The sequence below is a fragment of the Sinobaca qinghaiensis genome, assembly GCF_003610495.1.
Taxonomy (GTDB): Bacteria; Bacillota; Bacilli; order Bacillales; family Marinococcaceae; genus Sinobaca; species Sinobaca qinghaiensis.
The window spans coordinates 62,490-79,092 of sequence record NZ_RAPK01000012.1; the positions used below are offsets into that span (position 1 = coordinate 62,490).

20 protein-coding genes and 1 tRNA gene are annotated in these 16,603 nt (G+C 43.5%); 6 read left to right on the plus strand and 15 right to left on the minus strand.

What is annotated here, in order from left to right:
* Positions 1-18 precede the first annotated feature (18 nt).
* From ytkD to ATL39_RS16060, 3 genes are all read right to left on the minus strand, one after another.
* Positions 19-492, minus strand: a complete 474-nt coding sequence (ytkD, locus tag ATL39_RS16050) for an RNA deprotection pyrophosphohydrolase (RefSeq protein WP_120194459.1) — start codon at positions 490-492, stop codon at positions 19-21.
* A 43-nt stretch (positions 493-535) separates the two neighbouring features.
* A complete protein-coding gene (locus tag ATL39_RS16055; RefSeq protein ID WP_120194391.1) occupies positions 536-1,012 on the minus strand; it encodes a YwpF family protein in 477 nt (158 codons plus the stop codon).
* 69 nt (positions 1,013-1,081) lie between these two features.
* Entirely contained in the window at positions 1,082-2,245 is a 1,164-nt protein-coding gene (locus tag ATL39_RS16060) for a MalY/PatB family protein (protein ID WP_120194392.1), read from the minus strand.
* Positions 2,246-2,461: 216 nt separating this feature from the next.
* On the opposite strand from ATL39_RS16060, the gene ATL39_RS16065 reads away from it, so the two are divergent.
* The gene (locus ATL39_RS16065) at positions 2,462-2,824 is read left to right on the plus strand and encodes a YhjD family protein (protein WP_120194393.1); all 363 of its coding nucleotides are present in this window, start codon (positions 2,462-2,464) and stop codon (positions 2,822-2,824) included.
* A 24-nt stretch (positions 2,825-2,848) separates the two neighbouring features.
* Here the strand turns inward: ATL39_RS16065 and ATL39_RS16070 are convergent, their stop codons facing one another.
* Together ATL39_RS16070 and ATL39_RS16075 are read right to left on the minus strand one after the other, a co-directional pair.
* The gene (locus ATL39_RS16070; RefSeq protein ID WP_120194394.1) at positions 2,849-3,040 is read right to left on the minus strand and encodes a hypothetical protein; all 192 of its coding nucleotides are present in this window, start codon (positions 3,038-3,040) and stop codon (positions 2,849-2,851) included.
* Positions 3,041-3,216: 176 nt separating this feature from the next.
* Positions 3,217-3,292: transfer RNA gene (locus ATL39_RS16075), tRNA-Ala, on the minus strand.
* A gap of 410 nt (positions 3,293-3,702) precedes the next feature.
* Here ATL39_RS16075 and ATL39_RS16080 point away from each other — a divergent pair.
* The gene (locus ATL39_RS16080) at positions 3,703-4,236 is read left to right on the plus strand and encodes a hypothetical protein (protein ID WP_120194395.1); all 534 of its coding nucleotides are present in this window, start codon (positions 3,703-3,705) and stop codon (positions 4,234-4,236) included.
* A 128-nt stretch (positions 4,237-4,364) separates the two neighbouring features.
* On the opposite strand, the gene ATL39_RS17495 is transcribed toward ATL39_RS16080, so the two are convergent.
* From ATL39_RS17495 to yugI, 3 genes are all read right to left on the minus strand, one after another.
* Entirely contained in the window at positions 4,365-4,526 is a 162-nt protein-coding gene (locus tag ATL39_RS17495; RefSeq protein ID WP_170146970.1) for a hypothetical protein, read from the minus strand.
* A gap of 63 nt (positions 4,527-4,589) precedes the next feature.
* Positions 4,590-5,942, minus strand: a complete 1,353-nt coding sequence (locus ATL39_RS16085; protein ID WP_120194396.1) for a glucose-6-phosphate isomerase — start codon at positions 5,940-5,942, stop codon at positions 4,590-4,592.
* Between the two features lie 157 nt (positions 5,943-6,099).
* Positions 6,100-6,543, minus strand: coding sequence for a S1 domain-containing post-transcriptional regulator GSP13 (gene yugI, locus ATL39_RS16090; RefSeq protein ID WP_120194397.1), 444 nt, complete (start codon positions 6,541-6,543; stop codon positions 6,100-6,102).
* Between the two features lie 206 nt (positions 6,544-6,749).
* On the opposite strand from yugI, the gene ATL39_RS16095 reads away from it, so the two are divergent.
* Positions 6,750-8,096 carry a sodium-dependent transporter gene (locus ATL39_RS16095; protein ID WP_120194398.1) on the plus strand — a complete coding sequence of 449 codons (1,347 nt, stop codon included), beginning with the start codon at positions 6,750-6,752 and terminating at the stop codon, positions 8,094-8,096.
* A 41-nt stretch (positions 8,097-8,137) separates the two neighbouring features.
* Here ATL39_RS16095 and ATL39_RS16100 read toward each other — a convergent pair whose 3' ends face one another.
* A complete protein-coding gene (locus tag ATL39_RS16100) occupies positions 8,138-9,325 on the minus strand; it encodes an aminotransferase (protein ID WP_120194399.1) in 1,188 nt (395 codons plus the stop codon).
* The gene (locus ATL39_RS16105) at positions 9,325-9,822 is read right to left on the minus strand and encodes an Lrp/AsnC family transcriptional regulator (RefSeq protein ID WP_120194400.1); all 498 of its coding nucleotides are present in this window, start codon (positions 9,820-9,822) and stop codon (positions 9,325-9,327) included. Before ATL39_RS16105 ends, ATL39_RS16100 begins: the two co-directional genes overlap by 1 nt.
* Positions 9,823-9,981: 159 nt before the next feature.
* Between ATL39_RS16105 and ATL39_RS16110 the strand changes: the two genes are divergently transcribed.
* Positions 9,982-10,572: a cysteine hydrolase family protein gene (locus tag ATL39_RS16110; RefSeq protein WP_120194401.1), complete on the plus strand. Its 591-nt coding sequence runs from the start codon at positions 9,982-9,984 to the stop codon at positions 10,570-10,572.
* A gap of 59 nt (positions 10,573-10,631) precedes the next feature.
* Here ATL39_RS16110 and ATL39_RS16115 read toward each other — a convergent pair whose 3' ends face one another.
* From ATL39_RS16115 to ATL39_RS16130, 4 genes are all read right to left on the minus strand, one after another.
* The gene (locus ATL39_RS16115; RefSeq protein WP_120194402.1) at positions 10,632-11,102 is read right to left on the minus strand and encodes an S-ribosylhomocysteine lyase; all 471 of its coding nucleotides are present in this window, start codon (positions 11,100-11,102) and stop codon (positions 10,632-10,634) included.
* A gap of 115 nt (positions 11,103-11,217) precedes the next feature.
* Positions 11,218-12,294, minus strand: coding sequence for a DctP family TRAP transporter solute-binding subunit (locus tag ATL39_RS16120; RefSeq protein ID WP_120194403.1), 1,077 nt, complete (start codon positions 12,292-12,294; stop codon positions 11,218-11,220).
* A gap of 48 nt (positions 12,295-12,342) precedes the next feature.
* Positions 12,343-13,608, minus strand: coding sequence for a TRAP transporter large permease (locus tag ATL39_RS16125; protein ID WP_120194404.1), 1,266 nt, complete (start codon positions 13,606-13,608; stop codon positions 12,343-12,345).
* A gap of 27 nt (positions 13,609-13,635) precedes the next feature.
* A complete protein-coding gene (locus ATL39_RS16130) occupies positions 13,636-14,184 on the minus strand; it encodes a TRAP transporter small permease (RefSeq protein ID WP_120194405.1) in 549 nt (182 codons plus the stop codon).
* A gap of 634 nt (positions 14,185-14,818) precedes the next feature.
* On the opposite strand from ATL39_RS16130, the gene ATL39_RS16140 reads away from it, so the two are divergent.
* The gene (locus ATL39_RS16140) at positions 14,819-15,301 is read left to right on the plus strand and encodes a divergent PAP2 family protein (protein ID WP_120194407.1); all 483 of its coding nucleotides are present in this window, start codon (positions 14,819-14,821) and stop codon (positions 15,299-15,301) included.
* 18 nt (positions 15,302-15,319) lie between these two features.
* On the plus strand, positions 15,320-16,132 hold the full coding sequence (locus ATL39_RS16145) for a cobalamin-binding protein (RefSeq protein ID WP_120194408.1): 813 nt from the start codon (positions 15,320-15,322) through the stop codon (positions 16,130-16,132).
* A 56-nt stretch (positions 16,133-16,188) separates the two neighbouring features.
* On the opposite strand, the gene ATL39_RS16150 is transcribed toward ATL39_RS16145, so the two are convergent.
* Positions 16,189-16,518 (minus strand): YuiB family protein, encoded by a 330-nt coding sequence (locus ATL39_RS16150; RefSeq protein WP_120194409.1) that lies wholly within the window; start codon positions 16,516-16,518, stop codon positions 16,189-16,191.
* Positions 16,519-16,603 lie beyond the last annotated feature (85 nt).

The window sequence follows — 16,603 nt, forward strand, 5'->3', positions numbered from 1 at the left end:
GCTGTCGGCAGTGCTTTTTCATGTCCAATTTCTTTGTTTGAGCTCAGTAAGGCAGTAAGGAATAACGTCATCTCTCATTAAAAAACTAAAGGACGCATTATTTTTTAAATCTGCCGGAAGCTCCCTGGAGAGAACCGGTCCCAGGGTTTCCATATAATCCTCTTTCGGGATGAGTTCTTCTACCCGGGCAAAATATACATTTTTATAAATAACCTCGGCTTTTCCTGTTACTTTATACTGTCCAAGCCATTCGATGGAAGCTAGACCAGCTCCTGTTTCTTCCCAGACTTCCCGCACCGCTGCGTCGTCTGGAAGTTCGCCGGCTTCCACTTTCCCGCCCGGAAATTCCAGCCCGCGTCTTGAGTGCCTGGTAAGCAGCCACTGCTCTTTGTACCGGCAGATTACCAGCACATGTCGCGGATCCGAAATAAAACCATGATCGTTAAATGTCAGCTGCACTTCATTTTTATAGTAATCCTGGAACGTAAAAATGTTCATGAAAAGCTCCTTTAGCTCGTGTTCCTGCCGGCCTGTTTTAGTTTGTACTGCCGAATGATTCAAAAATACGCTGGGCCATTTTTGCTGACCGTATTCTGGAATTTTTTTTGCGCACCTGAAATTCTTCAATCATTTCCGTTCCCGTGTATCCCTCTTTAGCAAGATCCTCTAAAATCATCTGCGAAACATCTTCCTGACCGCCTGCCATCTTTGCCTTAATCAACAGGCTGATGCCTTCGCTTAAATCAGACTGATCCATCACTGTTCCTGTCATGATCGCCGGTTCGTTTCGGGGGTCGGTAATGATAACTTCTATAACAAGTGGGTTTTCCTGGTCTCTGGAATGAATAAACCAGGTCTCCTGATCCCGGTCGACTACTGCATTAATAAGCCAGCTCCCGTCTTTTTCTTCCCGGTTGATAATTAATCCTTCTTTTAAAGGAATCGGAAGGTGGACAATCTCTCCATCTTCCTGCTCCAGGCATTGAAAGGACACAAGCCGAAACGTCTTCATTAAGGTTTCCCCCCGCTGTCATTCTATGTAAAAGAGGCCGAAGCCGGCCTCTTTCTGATGCCCGTTATCTTAAAGAGCCTGATACGCTTTATATAGACGCTGGAGACCTTCTTCTACGTTGGCACGGGGGCAGGCTACATTAATACGGATAAAACCTGCTCCTTCTGTTCCAAAAATGTGGCCGTCACTTACCGCCAGCCTGCCTTCTTCACGCAGCCAGTTCTGCTGCTCCGTGGCAGAAAGACCGAGGGCCCTCATATCAATCCAGATTAAATAGGTGCCCTGCGGCTTGATCACATGAAGATCCGGCATATTGCTTTCCACATAATCTTTAACGTATTCCACGTTCCCACGAAGGTATGCAAGCAGCTCTTCCAGCCATTCTTCGCCTTCACGATAGGCCGCTTCTGCTGCAGCCGTTGCAAACGGGTTGTTAATTTCTACAAATTCGTCTGCCAGATGTTTTTCATAGGCTTTTCTGGAGTCGACCTGGTCAAATACAACGTATGATAAAGATAAAGCAGCCAGATTAAAGGTTTTGCTTGGCGCCATGCACGTCATCGTTTCCACGCCATGCTCTTTTGCTATGGTGGAAAACGGAGTGTGCGTGCCTTCCAGAATCAAATCTGCGTGTATTTCATCAGACACGACAAACACGCCATATTGTTTACAAAGAGCAGCTACCCCCTGCAGTTCTTCTTTTTCCCAGACACGTCCGATCGGATTGTGCGGGCTGCAAAGCAGAAGCATTTTCGCTCCCTGCTTCATCTGTTCTTCGAGATTTTCCAGGTCGAACGTAAACCCTTCGTCTGTTTCTTTTAAAGGATTTTTCATCATTTTGCGTTCATTATTATCAATAAGTGCGTAGAACGGGTAGTAAACCGGCGGCTGGATAATCACGCCGTCGCCTTTTTCTGTAAAGGTCTGAATTAAATGACTAATGGCAGGAACGACTCCCGGCGTAAAGGCAAGCTGCTCCTTTTCCACTTTCCAGTTAAAGCGCTTTTCAATCCACGCGAGTGTTGCTTCCTGAAGGCTTTCGGGCCTGCGGTGATAACCAAACACACCGTGATCTACAATTTTCTGCATTTCATCGAGCACATGCCGAGGTGCCTGAAAATCCATATCGGCTACCCACATTGGCCATAAATCACTTGATCCGTAGCGTTCTGCTGTAAAGTCCCATTTCATTGAGTTCGTTTTCTTTCGATCTATTACATTTTCAAAAACCATGTCCTGCAGGCCTCCCAATAGCTGTTGTTTTCATATTCTCCATATATCTTTCTTTAGTTTGCCTCTTTTATGCTTATTTTTCAAGAGGAAGGGGTCGTATCTTCTTCTGTCGCTGGTTTATTATCCTACCTGAGAAGATTATATGGTTAAACACGTTTAAAAGAACACATGTTCGTGTATACTAATAAGTAAGAGAACAAGGGGAGGCGATTCATCATGAATGAAGACTGCCAGGGATTAATCGACAATTATATTTATTCTATTTTTCTTTTAAAAGCATTACAGCGCGATTGCAGGCAGTTGAATAAGCAATTGGCACTCGGGCTCCACTACCAGCTGTATTTCAAAGAATTAATGGAAGACCTGAACCATCATATTGCACATCTTGAACAGGAGATGAAACAAAAGCAGCTCCGCGTTGTCTTTCCTTCTACTTATAAAACAGAAGTTCTGCTGTTTCACGTGGAGATTAATGGACACTGGCAGGAGCTCTCGATTCCTTCGAGCGATACGAAACGAATAACCGGTAAATACTTTATAAGCAGAGCCCGCCGGAAAGCCGGCCTTTCGGCTGTATAAAAAGCACAGAACGGGAGAATTCTCCTATCCTGTGCTTTTCTGCTTCTTCATTTCTTTGGTTACTTCATTTTTGAACCCTTCAAACTGTCCGGCCATCTGCATCGTCCGCTTAATCAGTCTCATTTCCGCCGTAATGGCATGCGTCGGTTTATCCATAAGCTCCAGCAGCATCTGCTCATCCACCAAATGAAGATAACGATTAATCGCATATTTCATCTGTAAAGCTCCCCTCCAGCTTTCTAAATGTGGTTACCGGGTCTTTTGTCTTTGCTACAAAGCTAACGAAATAAAAGAGAAAACGGGTCACAAAAATTGCTGCTTTTCGATGAAAATATAAAAAAACAGCAATGGGCTGAGTGTATCTCAAACCATTGCTGTTAGTCCTATATGTATGGTGGAGCATAGCGGGCTCGAACCGCTGACCTCTTGGCTGCCAGCCAAGCGCTCTCCCAGCTGAGCTAATGCCCCATTTTCATAAACGTTATAAACCCGATAACATTACGTCTTTAATCGAGATGTTTTTCGCCTACAAGAAAGTATTTTACGCTATCAAGGGCGCTTAACGCAATAGTTATTTTAAAAATTATTATAATATTTTAAGCCGGTGTTTTGAATCGTATATTGCGATGATTTTTATACAATACAAATTTCGTTTTACTACGCAAGAAATAGATTTAATCAAATAGCGCTATTATTAGTAGAATATAGTCAAATAACAGCCGACTGCTTCGTTTTTCATGCTTTTAAGAAGTTGACAAATTTATAAAAAGAGATTTTAAAACTATATATAGTGTCAATATATAAATTATAAATACTATATATTGATTTGGCAAAAAAAGGTATTGTATAATTGTCTGTATAGAGAGGGGGTGAACATAATGGAATATGGAATGAATCAGTATCAAATGGCGACTATTAATCAAGCTAGTAATCAAGCAAAAATATTAAAAGGCATTAATATGCAGTTAGCAATGCAACAAATAGAAGCTATCAATCGTTTTAAAAGTCAATTCGCCGGGATTAATACAGAATTAATCAAATCCCTCACTCAACCTCATCGTGAACTAATAGCTATGGTGGCTAGGCAAGCAAGAATTCGTCGTGAAACATTCGCTGCACTGCAACGTTCCCTTGTGCCTAAATACAGCGTAATGGCTACTATTCCACGAATGGAAACAGTAACACCTAAGAAAGTAAATATGTTCCAGTCAACTTATTACCGATTAATAGACGTTCTACAAAGTGAGCCAGTAAAGAAGTTTTTCACTATAAGCGACAAAGTAATAAACGTAATAAACTTTCTTTTTAGAATGAATGAAGCAGCTGAAAATATTTCTAGTATGGAACTTCAAATTATCGGAGAATTTTTCAAAAGTTTAGGCTCTTGGTTATGGAAGCTTTTTACAAGTTAATTAATAAAATTCGGCAAACATTCCGCTGTTGCGCGCGCATGAGTGTTTTGCTCCTACATAGGATTTATTCCAGTGGCAATTCGATCAAAACTTAATTTTCGCTTACTTCGATACATAATTCTTCAACGTTAAAAAATTAATTCCAGCACAATCCATCCCAATGCCGCTGCAATGCCGGTAATGAAGGATTGATAAATACTTTCTTTGCGAAATGACTTTTCCCGTACCAGATCAAGAATCATCCATCCAATAAAGATGGCAATACCGAATATGACTGCTTCAATAAACATAAGCCCCGCCTTTTAATAGGAACATCCGCCCTCTGCTTAGAGAACGGATGCTCTGCTTTATTTTTATTTTAATCGTTTTTCAAGTTCTGCTTTCCGGTCCTCAAATCCGGGCTTGCCAAGAAGAGCAAACATGTTCTGCTTGTAAGCTTCCACTCCGGGCTGGTCAAACGGATTCACACCCATCAGGTAACCGCTCATTGCGCATGCTTTTTCAAAGAAATATACAAGATAACCGAAATAGTATTCGTTCATTTCAGGTATTTCAACAATGAGGTTAGGCACCTGTCCGTCAGTGTGGGCTAACAGAGTTCCCTGAAATGCTTTTTTATTTACGTAATCAATCGACTCTCCGGCCAGATAGTTCAATCCATCCAAATCATCTTTGTCTTCTTTAATCAGGATGTCTTCGCCGGTATAGTTTACATGCAGCACTGTTTCAAATAAATTTCGTCTGCCTTCCTGCACATACTGTCCCATCGAATGAAGATCTGTTGAGAAATCAACGGCAGCCGGGAAAAGGCCTTTATTGTCTTTGCCCTCGCTCTCACCGAACAGCTGCTTCCACCATTCACTGACAAAGTGCAGGCGCGGCTCATAGTTCACAAGAAGCTCTGTTACATATCCTTTGGCGTAAAATGCCTGACGGATAACTGCATACTGGTAGGCATCGTTATCTGAGAGGCTTTCACTGCCCAGCTCATTTCTTGCATCCCGGGCGCCCTGCATCATTTGTTCAATATCCAGCCCTGCTGCTGCTATTGGAAGAAGGCCTACTGCTGTGAGAACAGAATAGCGTCCTCCTACATCATCAGGCACAACAAAGGTTTCATATCCCTGGCCGTCAGCAGATGTCTTGAGCGCCCCTTTGCTTTTGTCTGTAGTCGCGAATATACGCTTTGCTGCTTCTTCCTGGCCATATTTGTTTTCCAGCCATTCTTTAAACACCCGAAACGCAATAGCCGGCTCTGTCGTTGTTCCTGATTTGGAAATAACATTAACGGATACATCTTTGCCTTCGATAATCTGCAGAAGATCGCGGAGATATGCCTGGCTCATCTGGTGTCCGGCAAAATATACTTCCGGCCCTGTACGGTCTTCCCCTGACTGCTGGTTGCGGAAGCTGTGGGAAAGACTTTCCAATGCCGCTTTTGCTCCAAGGTAGGAACCGCCGATACCAATAACAATCAGCACGTCCGAATGGCTCCGGATCCGTTCTGCTGCCTGCTGGATTCTTGCGAATTCTTCCTGATCGTAATCTTCCGGCAGATCGACCCATCCTAAGTATTCACTTCCGACACCGGTTTTTTCATGAATCTGTTTATGAACAGTAGAAACCGCAGCTTGTGCCTGCTCTAGTTCTTCTTCTTTAAAAAAACCAAGCGCATTGCTGTAATCCAAACGAATATGATTTGACATATTTCATCGTGCTCCTTCCATTTATATCCTCTATTCCAATGTAAAGAAGGAATGGAGGCAAAGCAAGATTTTTTTACAGGATCATGCCGTTAATAGAAAAATGATTGGTTTGGCGTATAAGAAAAGCAGCTGTTCGTTAATGAACAGCTGCTGCTTTCTACTTGCGGATTCTTTTGTTAAGATCTGCCTGGATTTCGTTGGACTGCTTCAACCAGTCTTTAAGCTTGTCTTCAAGTGTGTTAAAGCCCTGAGCTTTCTGCTGGACTGGAGCACTCTTGGAAGCGCCTGCGTATCCTGCACCGCGGCCGCTGCTTCCGAAATCTTTTCTTTCTTTTCTTTCGGGTTTCTCTGGAGCTTCCTGAGTATCACGGATAGAAAGAGAAATTTTCCCGGAAGATTCTTCAATAGACTTAATTTTAACTTTTACCTCGTCACCGACAGAAAGTACGTCATTTATATCTTTCACATACCCATGCGCTACTTCAGAGATATGAACCAAACCTTGTTTTTTTGTGTCAAGGGCAACAAAAGCTCCGAAAGGTTTAATCCCGGTTACCTTTCCTTCAACAGTGCTACCAACTTCATACTGCTCTACCGTCATGCAAACATCTCCTATAACTATTTATTAACTTAACAATTATACCATATTTCCTATTTTCCTGCAATTTGAACCCTGAATATTTTTCTGCTGTATTCTTCTTATTTTTCGATAGTCTGCTTGACAAAAAGACAAAAATTCAGCTACTCTTTAACACTGTGAATTAAAACGAACTAACCATTTTCTATAGGAGAAAGCAGGTATATAAAGTGAAACAGGCACGAGAACAATGGACATCCAAAATTGGATTTATTCTGGCAGCCGCCGGATCGGCTGTAGGGCTTGGCGCCGTCTGGCGGCTTCCATATGTAGCAGGGGTAAATGGCGGAGGGGCCTTTTTTCTAATTTTTCTCTTGTTTACACTTCTGCTGGGCAGCTCCCTGCTGCTTGCAGAGTTTATTATTGGAAGAAAGACGCAGAAGGATCCTATTTCCGCTTTTAAAGAACTCGCTCCGAACTCCTCCTGGTATATGATTGGTGTATTGGGAGTTGTGTCGTGCTGTTTGATTCTTTCTTTTTACGCCGTCGTCGGCGGCTGGATCGTTACATATTTATTCCGGAGCATCTTCGGAAGCCTGACCGGCCGCTCCAGCGGAGAATACAGCGAGCTGTTTGCTTCAATTATCTCTAATCCTTGGGAAGTAGGCGCCGCTCATCTCGTATTTATTATTATTACTATTCTTGTTGTACAAAAAGGCATTCAAAAAGGGATTGAACGGGCGAGTACGATTATGATGCCGCTGCTGTTCATTATATTTTTGCTGCTTGTTGTCCGCGCTGTGACGCTTGATGGCGCAGCGGAAGGCATATCTTTCTTCTTATCGCCTGACTTCAGCCAGGTTACCGGAGAAACGGTATTATTTGCTTTAGGACAGGCTTTCTTTTCGCTAAGCCTCGGTGTTTCTATCATGATCACCTACAGCTCCTACCTGTCAAAACAGGACAGCCTGATTCATTCTGCCGGTTCCGTCGTCGGCCTTAGTATTCTAATTGCCTTTCTTGCCGGACTGGCTATTTTCCCGGGCGTCTTTGCTTTCGGCCTCCAGCCGGATGAAGGACCAAGTCTCATTTTCACCGTACTTCCTGCCGTTTTCAGCGAGATTGCTTTTGGCGGGCTGTTTTTAAGCCTTTTTTTAATGCTTTTATTATTCGCAACGCTGACTTCTGCTTTTTCTCTGTTGGAAATTGTAGTAACAACCGCGGCTAAAAACAATAAACAGCGCCGGAAGAAAGCGGCCTGGATCGCCGGTCTTGCCGTTTTCCTGCTTGGTATTCCTTCCAACCTTTCTTTTGGGGTGCTAGCAGACTGGGATGTGTTCGGAGATACGTTTTTTAATCAAATCGACTTTCTTGTCAGCAATATCCTGCTTCCCCTCGGTGCGCTTCTCATTTCTATTTTTGTGCCTTTAAAGATGAAGAAGCCTGAATTGAAGCATGAACTGCTGACAGGCACCAGCCTGCATACGCGTTATTTTGAAGTCTGGTACTTTCTTATAAAGTATGTCACGCCTGCTGCTATTGTTATAGCAATGCTTGACTTGCTTGGTTTTCTATAGCAGCAAAAAGCGGGCCCCGTTAATTAGCGGGGTCCGCTTTTTTACTGCGCAGCTTTTCGTTTGGATAAAAATCGTTCTATCCGGCTTACTGCCGTTTTTAAAGAATCCATGGAAGTTGCATAAGAACAGCGGACATAGCCTTCTCCGCCTTCTCCAAACACACTGCCCGGAACGACAGCTACCTGTTCTTCTTTTAACAGCTGCTCCGCAAATTCTTCTGAATTAAGTCCTGTGTTCTGAATGGAAGGAAACAGATAAAAAGCGCCGCCCGGTACATGGCAGTCCAGTCCGATCTCTTTAAAAGCTTCAATCATATAATTGCGGCGCTGCCGGTAGCTGATGACCATCCGTTTCACATCATCCTGTCCGTCACGCAGTGCTTCCAGCGCTCCGAACTGCGCCAGCGTGGAGGCACACATCATCGTATATTGATGAATCTTAAGCATTGCTGCAGAAATATCTTCCGGGGCGCAGACATAGCCCACTCTCCACCCTGTCATAGCAAATGCTTTGGAGAAACCGGATATTAAAATGGTACGGTCTTTCATACCTTCAATTTTAGGGAAACTATAGTGCTTCGTATCATAACTGAGCTCTGCGTAGATTTCATCAGAAATCACCATTAAATCATGTTCCTTGATAACCGCCGAAAGTTCCAGAAGCTCCGATTCTTCCAGGATTGTTCCGGTTGGGTTGTTCGGAAAACAGACAATCACAGCTTTTGTTTTGGGTGTAATCGCCTCTTTTAATTCAGCAGGCGTTAGTTTAAATCCATTTTCTTTTTTGGTCTGCACGGAAACCGGTACGCCCCCCGCCAGAGACACAATCGGAGCATAGGAAACAAAGCTCGGTTCGACCACAATTACTTCTTCTCCCGGATCAACAATCGCCCGGACGGCAATATCAATTGCTTCACTTGCCCCAACGGTAACGACAATTTCGGATTCCGGGTTGTACGGTGTATCAAAACGGTCTTCCAGATAACGGGCTATTTCTTTTCTGAGTTCCAGCATCCCTGCGTTCGCTGTATATGCCGTATACCCGCGTTCCATCGAAAGAATGCTGGCCTCTCTTACATTCCAGGGCGTGACAAAATCAGGCTCGCCCACTCCTAATGAAATAACATCCTCCATTGTAGAGGCCATATCAAAAAAACGGCGGATCCCTGACGGTTTAATGTGCTGCACTGTCTGCGATAAACGCTGCTTTCGTCCCGTAGTGGATTCCATTATGGAGACACCACGATTCTTTTATCGCCTTCTCGCTTCTCTCCAAACACGACACCATCATGCTTATATGTTTTCAGCTGAAAGTGAGTAGTCGTTGAAATAACCGAATCAAGCGCAGATAATTTTTCCGATACAAACCTCGCAATTTCTGTCATTCTGCCGGCTTCAATTGTTACTGATAAATCATAGGCACCTGACATTAAGTAAAGAGCCTTCACCTCAGGAAAGCGGTGAATGCGTTCTGCTACTTCATCAAAACCTACACCTCTCTGCGGCGTTACTTTCACATCAATCATTGCAGTTACCCCTTCATAGCGGCGCACCTGACTCCAGTCAATAACCGTAGAATAATTAAGGATAATGTTTTCATCTTCCAGTTTTTGAATAATCTGCTCTACTTCGTCTATAGTCATTTCTGTCATTTTTGCGATCGTTTCTATATCCAGTCTTGCATTTCCCTCAAGCAAATGAAGGATTTCCAACTCCTTGTGATCCATCCTGCACACTCCTCCCAGAACTGTTCTTGCTGTCTATTGTCTTATATTTATCCCCTATCATACCATATTTGCAGAATATCCTGGAGTGAAAAAAGATTAAACTTCAGCAGATCCGGGGAATAAAGAAATATCTCTTATTAAAAGAAAGGAGCATGTTTGATGGGCAGCGACGCACCACACATTCACAAAAAGTCCAATACGGCTTTGTTAGTTATAGATATGATTAACGATCTCGAGTTTCCAGGAGGGGAGGATCTGCTTCCTTACGCTTCAAAAGCCGCTGATCGCATTAATGACCTGAAGCAGCGGGCTAACGAGCAGGGTATACCGGTTATTTATGTAAATGATAACTACGGAAGATGGCAGAGCGATTTTCGTGAGATTTATGAAGCCTGTGCCGATGAAAGCAAACGCGGGAGCGATATCACAAAAAAAATGAAACCGCTCGATGAGGACTACTTCGTTCTAAAACCTCAATTTTCTGCTTTTTTTGCTACTCCATTGGAACTGCTTTTGGATCATCTGGAAACCAAAAATCTTATTATGACCGGCGTATCCGGCGATAAGTGCATTCACTTTTCTGCCAACGATGCCTACATGAGGGCCTATAATTTGTATATCCCTTCTGACTGCATGGCGTCAGATGAAGAAGAAAACAATAAGCTCACCCTTGAACTAATGAAAAATGTAAATGGCGCCGACACTACGCCATCTGCTGAGCTTTCCCTCGAAGAAATAAACCGCAGGTAAACAACTAACAGCTCCATAAAAAAAAGCCTTCTGCGGCAGCTGCCGCGGAAGGCTTTTTATTAAAATACCTGTTCTAATTCTTTTTTATCCTGATCAAGCCAATACTTCATCCATTTCTTAGCGCCTTCCAGGTCATGAAGCTTAGCCTGGCCGCACTGCAGTTCTGTAGCAGCCGGTACTTCTTCAATAGGAAGAGCCGCCTGCATTGTTTTTTCCAGAATATCAATAAGCTCAGAAACCTGAGGCTCTCCATTCATAATGAGGTAAAAACCTGTCTGGCATCCCATCGGAGAAAGATCAATTACTTCAAAGTGATCATAGTCTTCTGCAAAATCGCGGATGTTCAGCGCCAGCAGGTGCTCAAGCGTGTGAATGACCGGCGGCTGCAGGTTATCTTTGTTCGGCTGGCAGAAACGTATATCAAATTTATTTACGACACCATCTGTACCAACCTTTTGAACTCCTGCCTGGCGGACGTACGGTGCTTTTACTTTTGTATGGTCCAATTCAAAGCTTTCTACTCTTGCCACAATAACACTCCTCTTCTATCTGGTCTTATTCATCATCATACAATGAATAAAGTTAGATGACAAACATACCGGTATGTAAAAACCGAAGCGGAATCACCGCTTCGGCTGTTATAGATTATTGGGAGGTTTCTCCACTTTCCACCTCTTCAATTTCTCCTTCAAGCTTTTCTAAAATAGCTCCTGCATCTTCACCGCTGTTTTCTGCGAAAAAGTCACGCTGCGGCACAGCAAGCTCACGGAAAGCATCACGCTGTTCTTCCGTCAATTCTGTGATTTCCGTAGGTGTATCTGTGTTTTCTTCAATATCCGTTAATAATTCGTCGTTAAGGCGTTCCTGAAGCGCGTAGCTTTCATCGCGCATTTCGTCAACTGTCTCATCGATCATACCCTGAATATCTTCAGGAAGGTCGTTGTAGAAATCAGGATTGACTGTTGTCATCGCTACATATGTGTTGTGATTGGAAATTGTCATATAATCCTGTACTTCATGGTAGGAGGAATCCTGGATAAAGAAGATAGGATTTTCCTGTCCATCCACCGTTCCCTGCTGCATAGCACCATAAAGGTCTCCTGCACTCATCACTGTTGGATCGGCGCCATATGCTTCATAAGAACGCTGATTTAATGGTGAGTCCTGTGTTCTCATGCGGAACCCTTCAAAATCTTCCGGCTCCGTTAATTCTCTGTTTCCTGTCCATTGAGTGGCACCCTCTGTCCAGAAACTTAGTGGAAGAATACCACTTTCCTCATACAATGCAGCCAGGTCTTCATTTAATGCTTCACTTTCATTTAACAGCTGGTGTGTAACTTCCTGATCATCTGGAAGCAGAAACTGAAGCGAGAAAATCTGTCCCTCCTCTACCATGGTTCCTGTAAAGCCGGGAGAAACGATTGCAAATTCCACAGCTCCGTTCTGCAGCTGCTCCACCTGGTCGACTTCGCTTCCCAGTCCGCCAAACTCAAATACATCCATATTAATACGTCCGTCTGATTTTTCATTCAAACGATTCGCAAACTCTTCTGCGTATTCATATTGAACCTGTCCTTCGTTTTCTTCCGTTACAAAACGCCAGTCATATGTTTCTTCGCCATCACCGCCGGCTTCCTCTTCGCCGCCACCGCCGCACGCTGATAATACGAGCGCTGATACCATTGCTGAACCTGCCAGCCATCCATACTTTCTTTTTCTCATTATGTTGTCCCCCTTAAGTATAATAAATACTATATATTCACTCCCGCTCTAGAGCAGGAAAAGTGAAAGTGGTTCAAAGATAATAACGATAATGCCAATAAGTACCATCATTACAATAAATGGAGGAGTCCCCCGTATCGTATCCATGTAGGATCGGTTAAATACGGCGCTGGCCGTGAATATATCAACTCCAAACGGCGGAGTGGCTGATCCGAGTGCCGCCTGGAAAGTAATAACAATACCAAGATGTACCGGGTCAACCCCTGCCTGCATCGCGGCAGGGTAAAAAATAGGAGTTAAAATAAGAATGACGACAATTGGATCGACGAACATACAGCCAATAAAAAAGAAAATAGAGACAATTATAAGAACGTATATCGGCCCAGGGCTTCCCGAAAGAAAGGTATCTGTAATGAGCTGGGGAATTCTCGCAAACTGAATCGCCCAGGCAAATGCCTGCCCGCCAGCTACGAGAATAAACACAGCCGAAGTAACCAGGCCGGTTGATAAAGCTACTTTTGGTATTTCCATAATTTTAATGGAACGGTAGATAACGACTTCCAGCAGAAGAGCGTACAATACAGAAATAGCAGCCGCTTCTGTCGGCGTGAATAATCCTGTGTAAATTCCGCCTATAATAATTACCGGAAAAAGCAAAGGTAAAATCGCTCGATATGTAACCAAACCGCGCTGTTTCCAGCTTATTTTCTCTGCCAGTGGTATATTATTAATTTTCGCATGAACATAGCCGTAAAGAGCAAAACATAAAAGAACAAGAATACCCGGGCCAATACCTGCAATAAATAAATCACCTACGGAAGTGCCTGAAGTTAGGGCATAAATGATCATCGCAATACTCGGCGGTATAATAAGCGCCACGTCGCTTGCATTAATAATAAAAGCAATTGCGGTTGAATCCTTATAGCCAATTTTCAAGAGCCTTTCCCTCATGGGTCTTCCAATGGCTACAACCGTTGCCTGGGTGGATCCTGAAATCGAGCCGAATACAGCGCATGCGGCAGCTGTTGTTATCGCATAACCACCACGCAGATGGCCGACGAACGCGCCGATAAAATCAAGAAGACGGTTGGAAGTACGCCCTTTTGACATAATGTCCGCCGCAAAAATAAATAACGGAACAGCCAGCAGGGCATAATTTGAAATACCTTCCAGCATCTGCTGAACCATAAAAAATGGTTCTACGTTCGGAAAGAAAAAGATGACGACTACCAGTGGAGCAAGAATAAGCGGAATCATCATTGGAAAGCCCAGCATAAGGAATACAAACATTATTCCAACAAGTGTTAAGATCATTTGTGTGTCCCCCGCTATCTGAATGAATTATATGTTTGTAGGATTTTCCACTTCGCTGTCTGAAGCATAGTCCTTACGTTCAGCAGCCAAGTAAACTTCTTTGTTTCTTACATTCACCCAGAAATTCCTGAGAAACTGAATGCCCCCGAGCGTAAATCCTATAGGTGCCCATATGAGCATCCAGTAATAAGGAAAACGCAGAGCGGATGTCGTGCGGCCTGAATTATATACAGACATCACATATTCGTATGAATAAAAGGCTAAAACAAATAAAATAATGGCAGTAACAAAAGGAATAATCAGAGCAAGTGCTTTTCTCGGCTTATAAGGTACATTATCAAAAACGGCAGACATGCTTATGTGCCGGCCCTGCCTGGCTACATAGCTTATTCCCATAAAAGTTGCCATATAAAGAGCAAGCTGGCTGATTTCTTCTGTGAACGCCCAGCTTCCCATATTCAGGTTACGGCTCACCGTATTTCCTGCCACCATGACTGTAATCGTAATAATGGACAACGCTAAAATAGCCTCTTCCACTCTCTTTAGACCAACATCCAGCCATTTAAGTATTTTCATTCTACATCGACATCCATTCTTTAGGAGTATACTGATTAGTTGTTATCTGATACTTTAGGCATACCTATAATAGTAAAAGAACCCTTCCTTCTATTCAAATACAGTCACCGGGTTTAAAAGCCCGTAAAGAAGGATAAACAGCTGTATAGTGTCCATATCAATGTCATTTCTTTCCTTATCTTCTTTTCCCCCCTTTCCAGCTGCCTGTTTTATAAACAGTTTGTGAAGATCAGGCATTTGTTCTGTGATAGAAAGCGTGTCTGTGATAGGGTAAAAAGGTAGGGTTTGTGCAGAATATAAATATTTTGCGCCTATAGTATTAATAAACAAATAAAAACAAATTAATCCTGATGCGAATATTTACATCCTATAATAAATTAGTTAAATGATCACAGGGCTTGTCATATTATGTACTAAAGTTTCCTTGTTCCTTTATGTTTTTCGTACGTATAAAGGTTTTTGTAATTATAACAATTTTCCGAAAAATATAAAAGAGTTAGTTCTTTAAAACTATTTCAAGATGCCTTCTGCCTTTATTATTTTATATTAGAAAAGTATATGTGTACGCGTACAGTTACTGAAACATCATTTATCACGTATCAGGAGAAATTAATGGAGAGGAAGATCATATTACATGGAAATCATAAATAACTTTCCATTATGGGTAGCTTTGTTTTCTATCCTTTTTGCACAGGGCATCAAGATTCCCCTGGCCTTTATCGCTTCAAAAAAATGGGATATGACTTTGGTTACGAGTACTGGAGGCATGCCAAGCTCGCACTCTGCTGCCGTCACCTCCGTCTGTACAGCAATCGGCCTGGAACAGGGATTTGATTCTTCCATGTTCGCTGTATGTACTATTTTCGGCGTTATCGTCATGTTTGATGCTACCGGGGTCCGCCGTCATGCGGGATATCACGCGACAATGATTAACCAGCTTGTCGTAGATTTCAATAAATTTGTTACCGAAGCCAGAACTTGGCAGAAGAAAGAAGAAACAGAAAAGCGGGAGGAATTGAAAGAACTGCTCGGTCATCAGCCGGTGGAAGTATTCTTTGGTGCCCTTCTCGGTATTCTTATCGCTTATTTTGCCAATATGTATTTCATTGGATCCTAATAAAGGCAGGTGCAGAACATGACCCGAATCGTTTCTCTATGTCCAAGCAGCACGGAAACAGCAGCATATCTCGGCCTCACTTCTAATCTTGTCGGGGTCGACTCTTACTCCGACTGGCCTGCAGAAGTGAACGACCTTCCCGACCTCGGACCGGACCTTTCCATCGATATGGATGCGGTAATGGAGCTCAAGCCGGACGTAGTATTAGCCTCCCACAGCGTTCCCGGCATGGAAAAAAACACACAGGAAATGGATAAAAGAGGTATTTCCTACGTCTTAACCTCTCCCAACACCCTGTCTGATGTTCTGGAAGATCTGATGATCATTGGAGAGGCTACCGGCACTACGGAAAAAGCAGAAGAAATTATTTATGCATGCCGCCAGATGATGGATACGTACCATGAGCTGGCATCGAGGTGCGAGCCTTCCAGACTTTACTGGGAATGGTGGCCCAAACCTCCTTTTACGCCGGGAGGCGGTAACTGGCTGACAGAAATCAGCGCTATGGCAGGGGCGGAAAATATTTTTGCCGATAAAGAAGAAGCCAGCGTGAAAACGACATGGGAAGAAATCCGGGAACGCGATCCGGATCGTATCTGCCTTGCATGGGTAGGGGTTCCTTTTGATAAAGTAAAGCCAGAGCTTTTGAAAAAAAGAGAAGGATGGCCGTCCATGAAGGCAATGGAGAACGGCAGCATTGATGTGCTGCCGGAGCCGTTGTACTGCCGGCCTTCCCCACGGCTTTTTACAGGCCTTGCCGAGCTGGCCTATCTTCTTCATCCGGATATCTTTCCAAAACCCCTCTCATCGGACGTACTGCTTCATCCATAACTATTCATCCGTGCACACAAAAGCCGCTCCTTACCAGGAGCGGCTTTTTTCTTAATTTAAAACATCTGGTACCCCCGGACTCTCAGCATCCGAATGGCTATCCCTGCAACAATTGCACCTATAAATCCGCTCGTTAAAATCAGATAGTCCACAATCTGCAGCGACAGCAGCTGTTCACCAAGCTGGGAAAAAGAAGCGCCCGGCGCGGAGAAATAGCTCCAGATTCCCAGGCTGTCTACTATCCATACCACAATCAGCGGATATGCTATCGCCATTACCCACGTCGATCGTAAAATCATATTCAGCAGAAAACCAATGCCAAAAAACAGCAGCAAAAACAGCATCATTGAAATAATCAGCTGCGGGAGGCTTCCGATTCCCGTCATATTCTATACCCCCTGTATTGATCGCGCTTACACAAGCGGAGAAAAACCGGAAATACCGTCTCAACGATATTTCCAGCTGTTCTGT

Coding starts and splice junctions, on each gene's coding strand:
- ATL39_RS16055 (WP_120194391.1), bottom strand. CDS start 1,012: ATGAAGACGTTTCGGCTTGTGTCCTTTCAATGCCTGGAGCAGGAAGAT.
- ATL39_RS16060 (WP_120194392.1), bottom strand. CDS start 2,245: ATGGTTTTTGAAAATGTAATAGATCGAAAGAAAACGAACTCAATGAAA.
- ATL39_RS16065 (WP_120194393.1), top strand. CDS start 2,462: ATGAATGAAGACTGCCAGGGATTAATCGACAATTATATTTATTCTATT.
- ATL39_RS16070 (WP_120194394.1), bottom strand. CDS start 3,040: ATGAAATATGCGATTAATCGTTATCTTCATTTGGTGGATGAGCAGATG.
- ATL39_RS16080 (WP_120194395.1), top strand. CDS start 3,703: ATGGAATATGGAATGAATCAGTATCAAATGGCGACTATTAATCAAGCT.
- ATL39_RS17495 (WP_170146970.1), bottom strand. CDS start 4,526: ATGTTTATTGAAGCAGTCATATTCGGTATTGCCATCTTTATTGGATGG.
- ATL39_RS16085 (WP_120194396.1), bottom strand. CDS start 5,942: ATGTCAAATCATATTCGTTTGGATTACAGCAATGCGCTTGGTTTTTTT.
- yugI (WP_120194397.1), bottom strand. CDS start 6,543: ATGACGGTAGAGCAGTATGAAGTTGGTAGCACTGTTGAAGGAAAGGTA.
- ATL39_RS16100 (WP_120194399.1), bottom strand. CDS start 9,325: ATGGAATCCACTACGGGACGAAAGCAGCGTTTATCGCAGACAGTGCAG.
- ATL39_RS16105 (WP_120194400.1), bottom strand. CDS start 9,822: ATGGATCACAAGGAGTTGGAAATCCTTCATTTGCTTGAGGGAAATGCA.
- ATL39_RS16110 (WP_120194401.1), top strand. CDS start 9,982: ATGGGCAGCGACGCACCACACATTCACAAAAAGTCCAATACGGCTTTG.
- ATL39_RS16120 (WP_120194403.1), bottom strand. CDS start 12,294: ATGAGAAAAAGAAAGTATGGATGGCTGGCAGGTTCAGCAATGGTATCA.
- ATL39_RS16125 (WP_120194404.1), bottom strand. CDS start 13,608: ATGATCTTAACACTTGTTGGAATAATGTTTGTATTCCTTATGCTGGGC.
- ATL39_RS16130 (WP_120194405.1), bottom strand. CDS start 14,184: ATGAAAATACTTAAATGGCTGGATGTTGGTCTAAAGAGAGTGGAAGAG.
- ATL39_RS16140 (WP_120194407.1), top strand. CDS start 14,819: ATGGAAATCATAAATAACTTTCCATTATGGGTAGCTTTGTTTTCTATC.
- ATL39_RS16145 (WP_120194408.1), top strand. CDS start 15,320: ATGACCCGAATCGTTTCTCTATGTCCAAGCAGCACGGAAACAGCAGCA.
- ATL39_RS16150 (WP_120194409.1), bottom strand. CDS start 16,518: ATGACGGGAATCGGAAGCCTCCCGCAGCTGATTATTTCAATGATGCTG.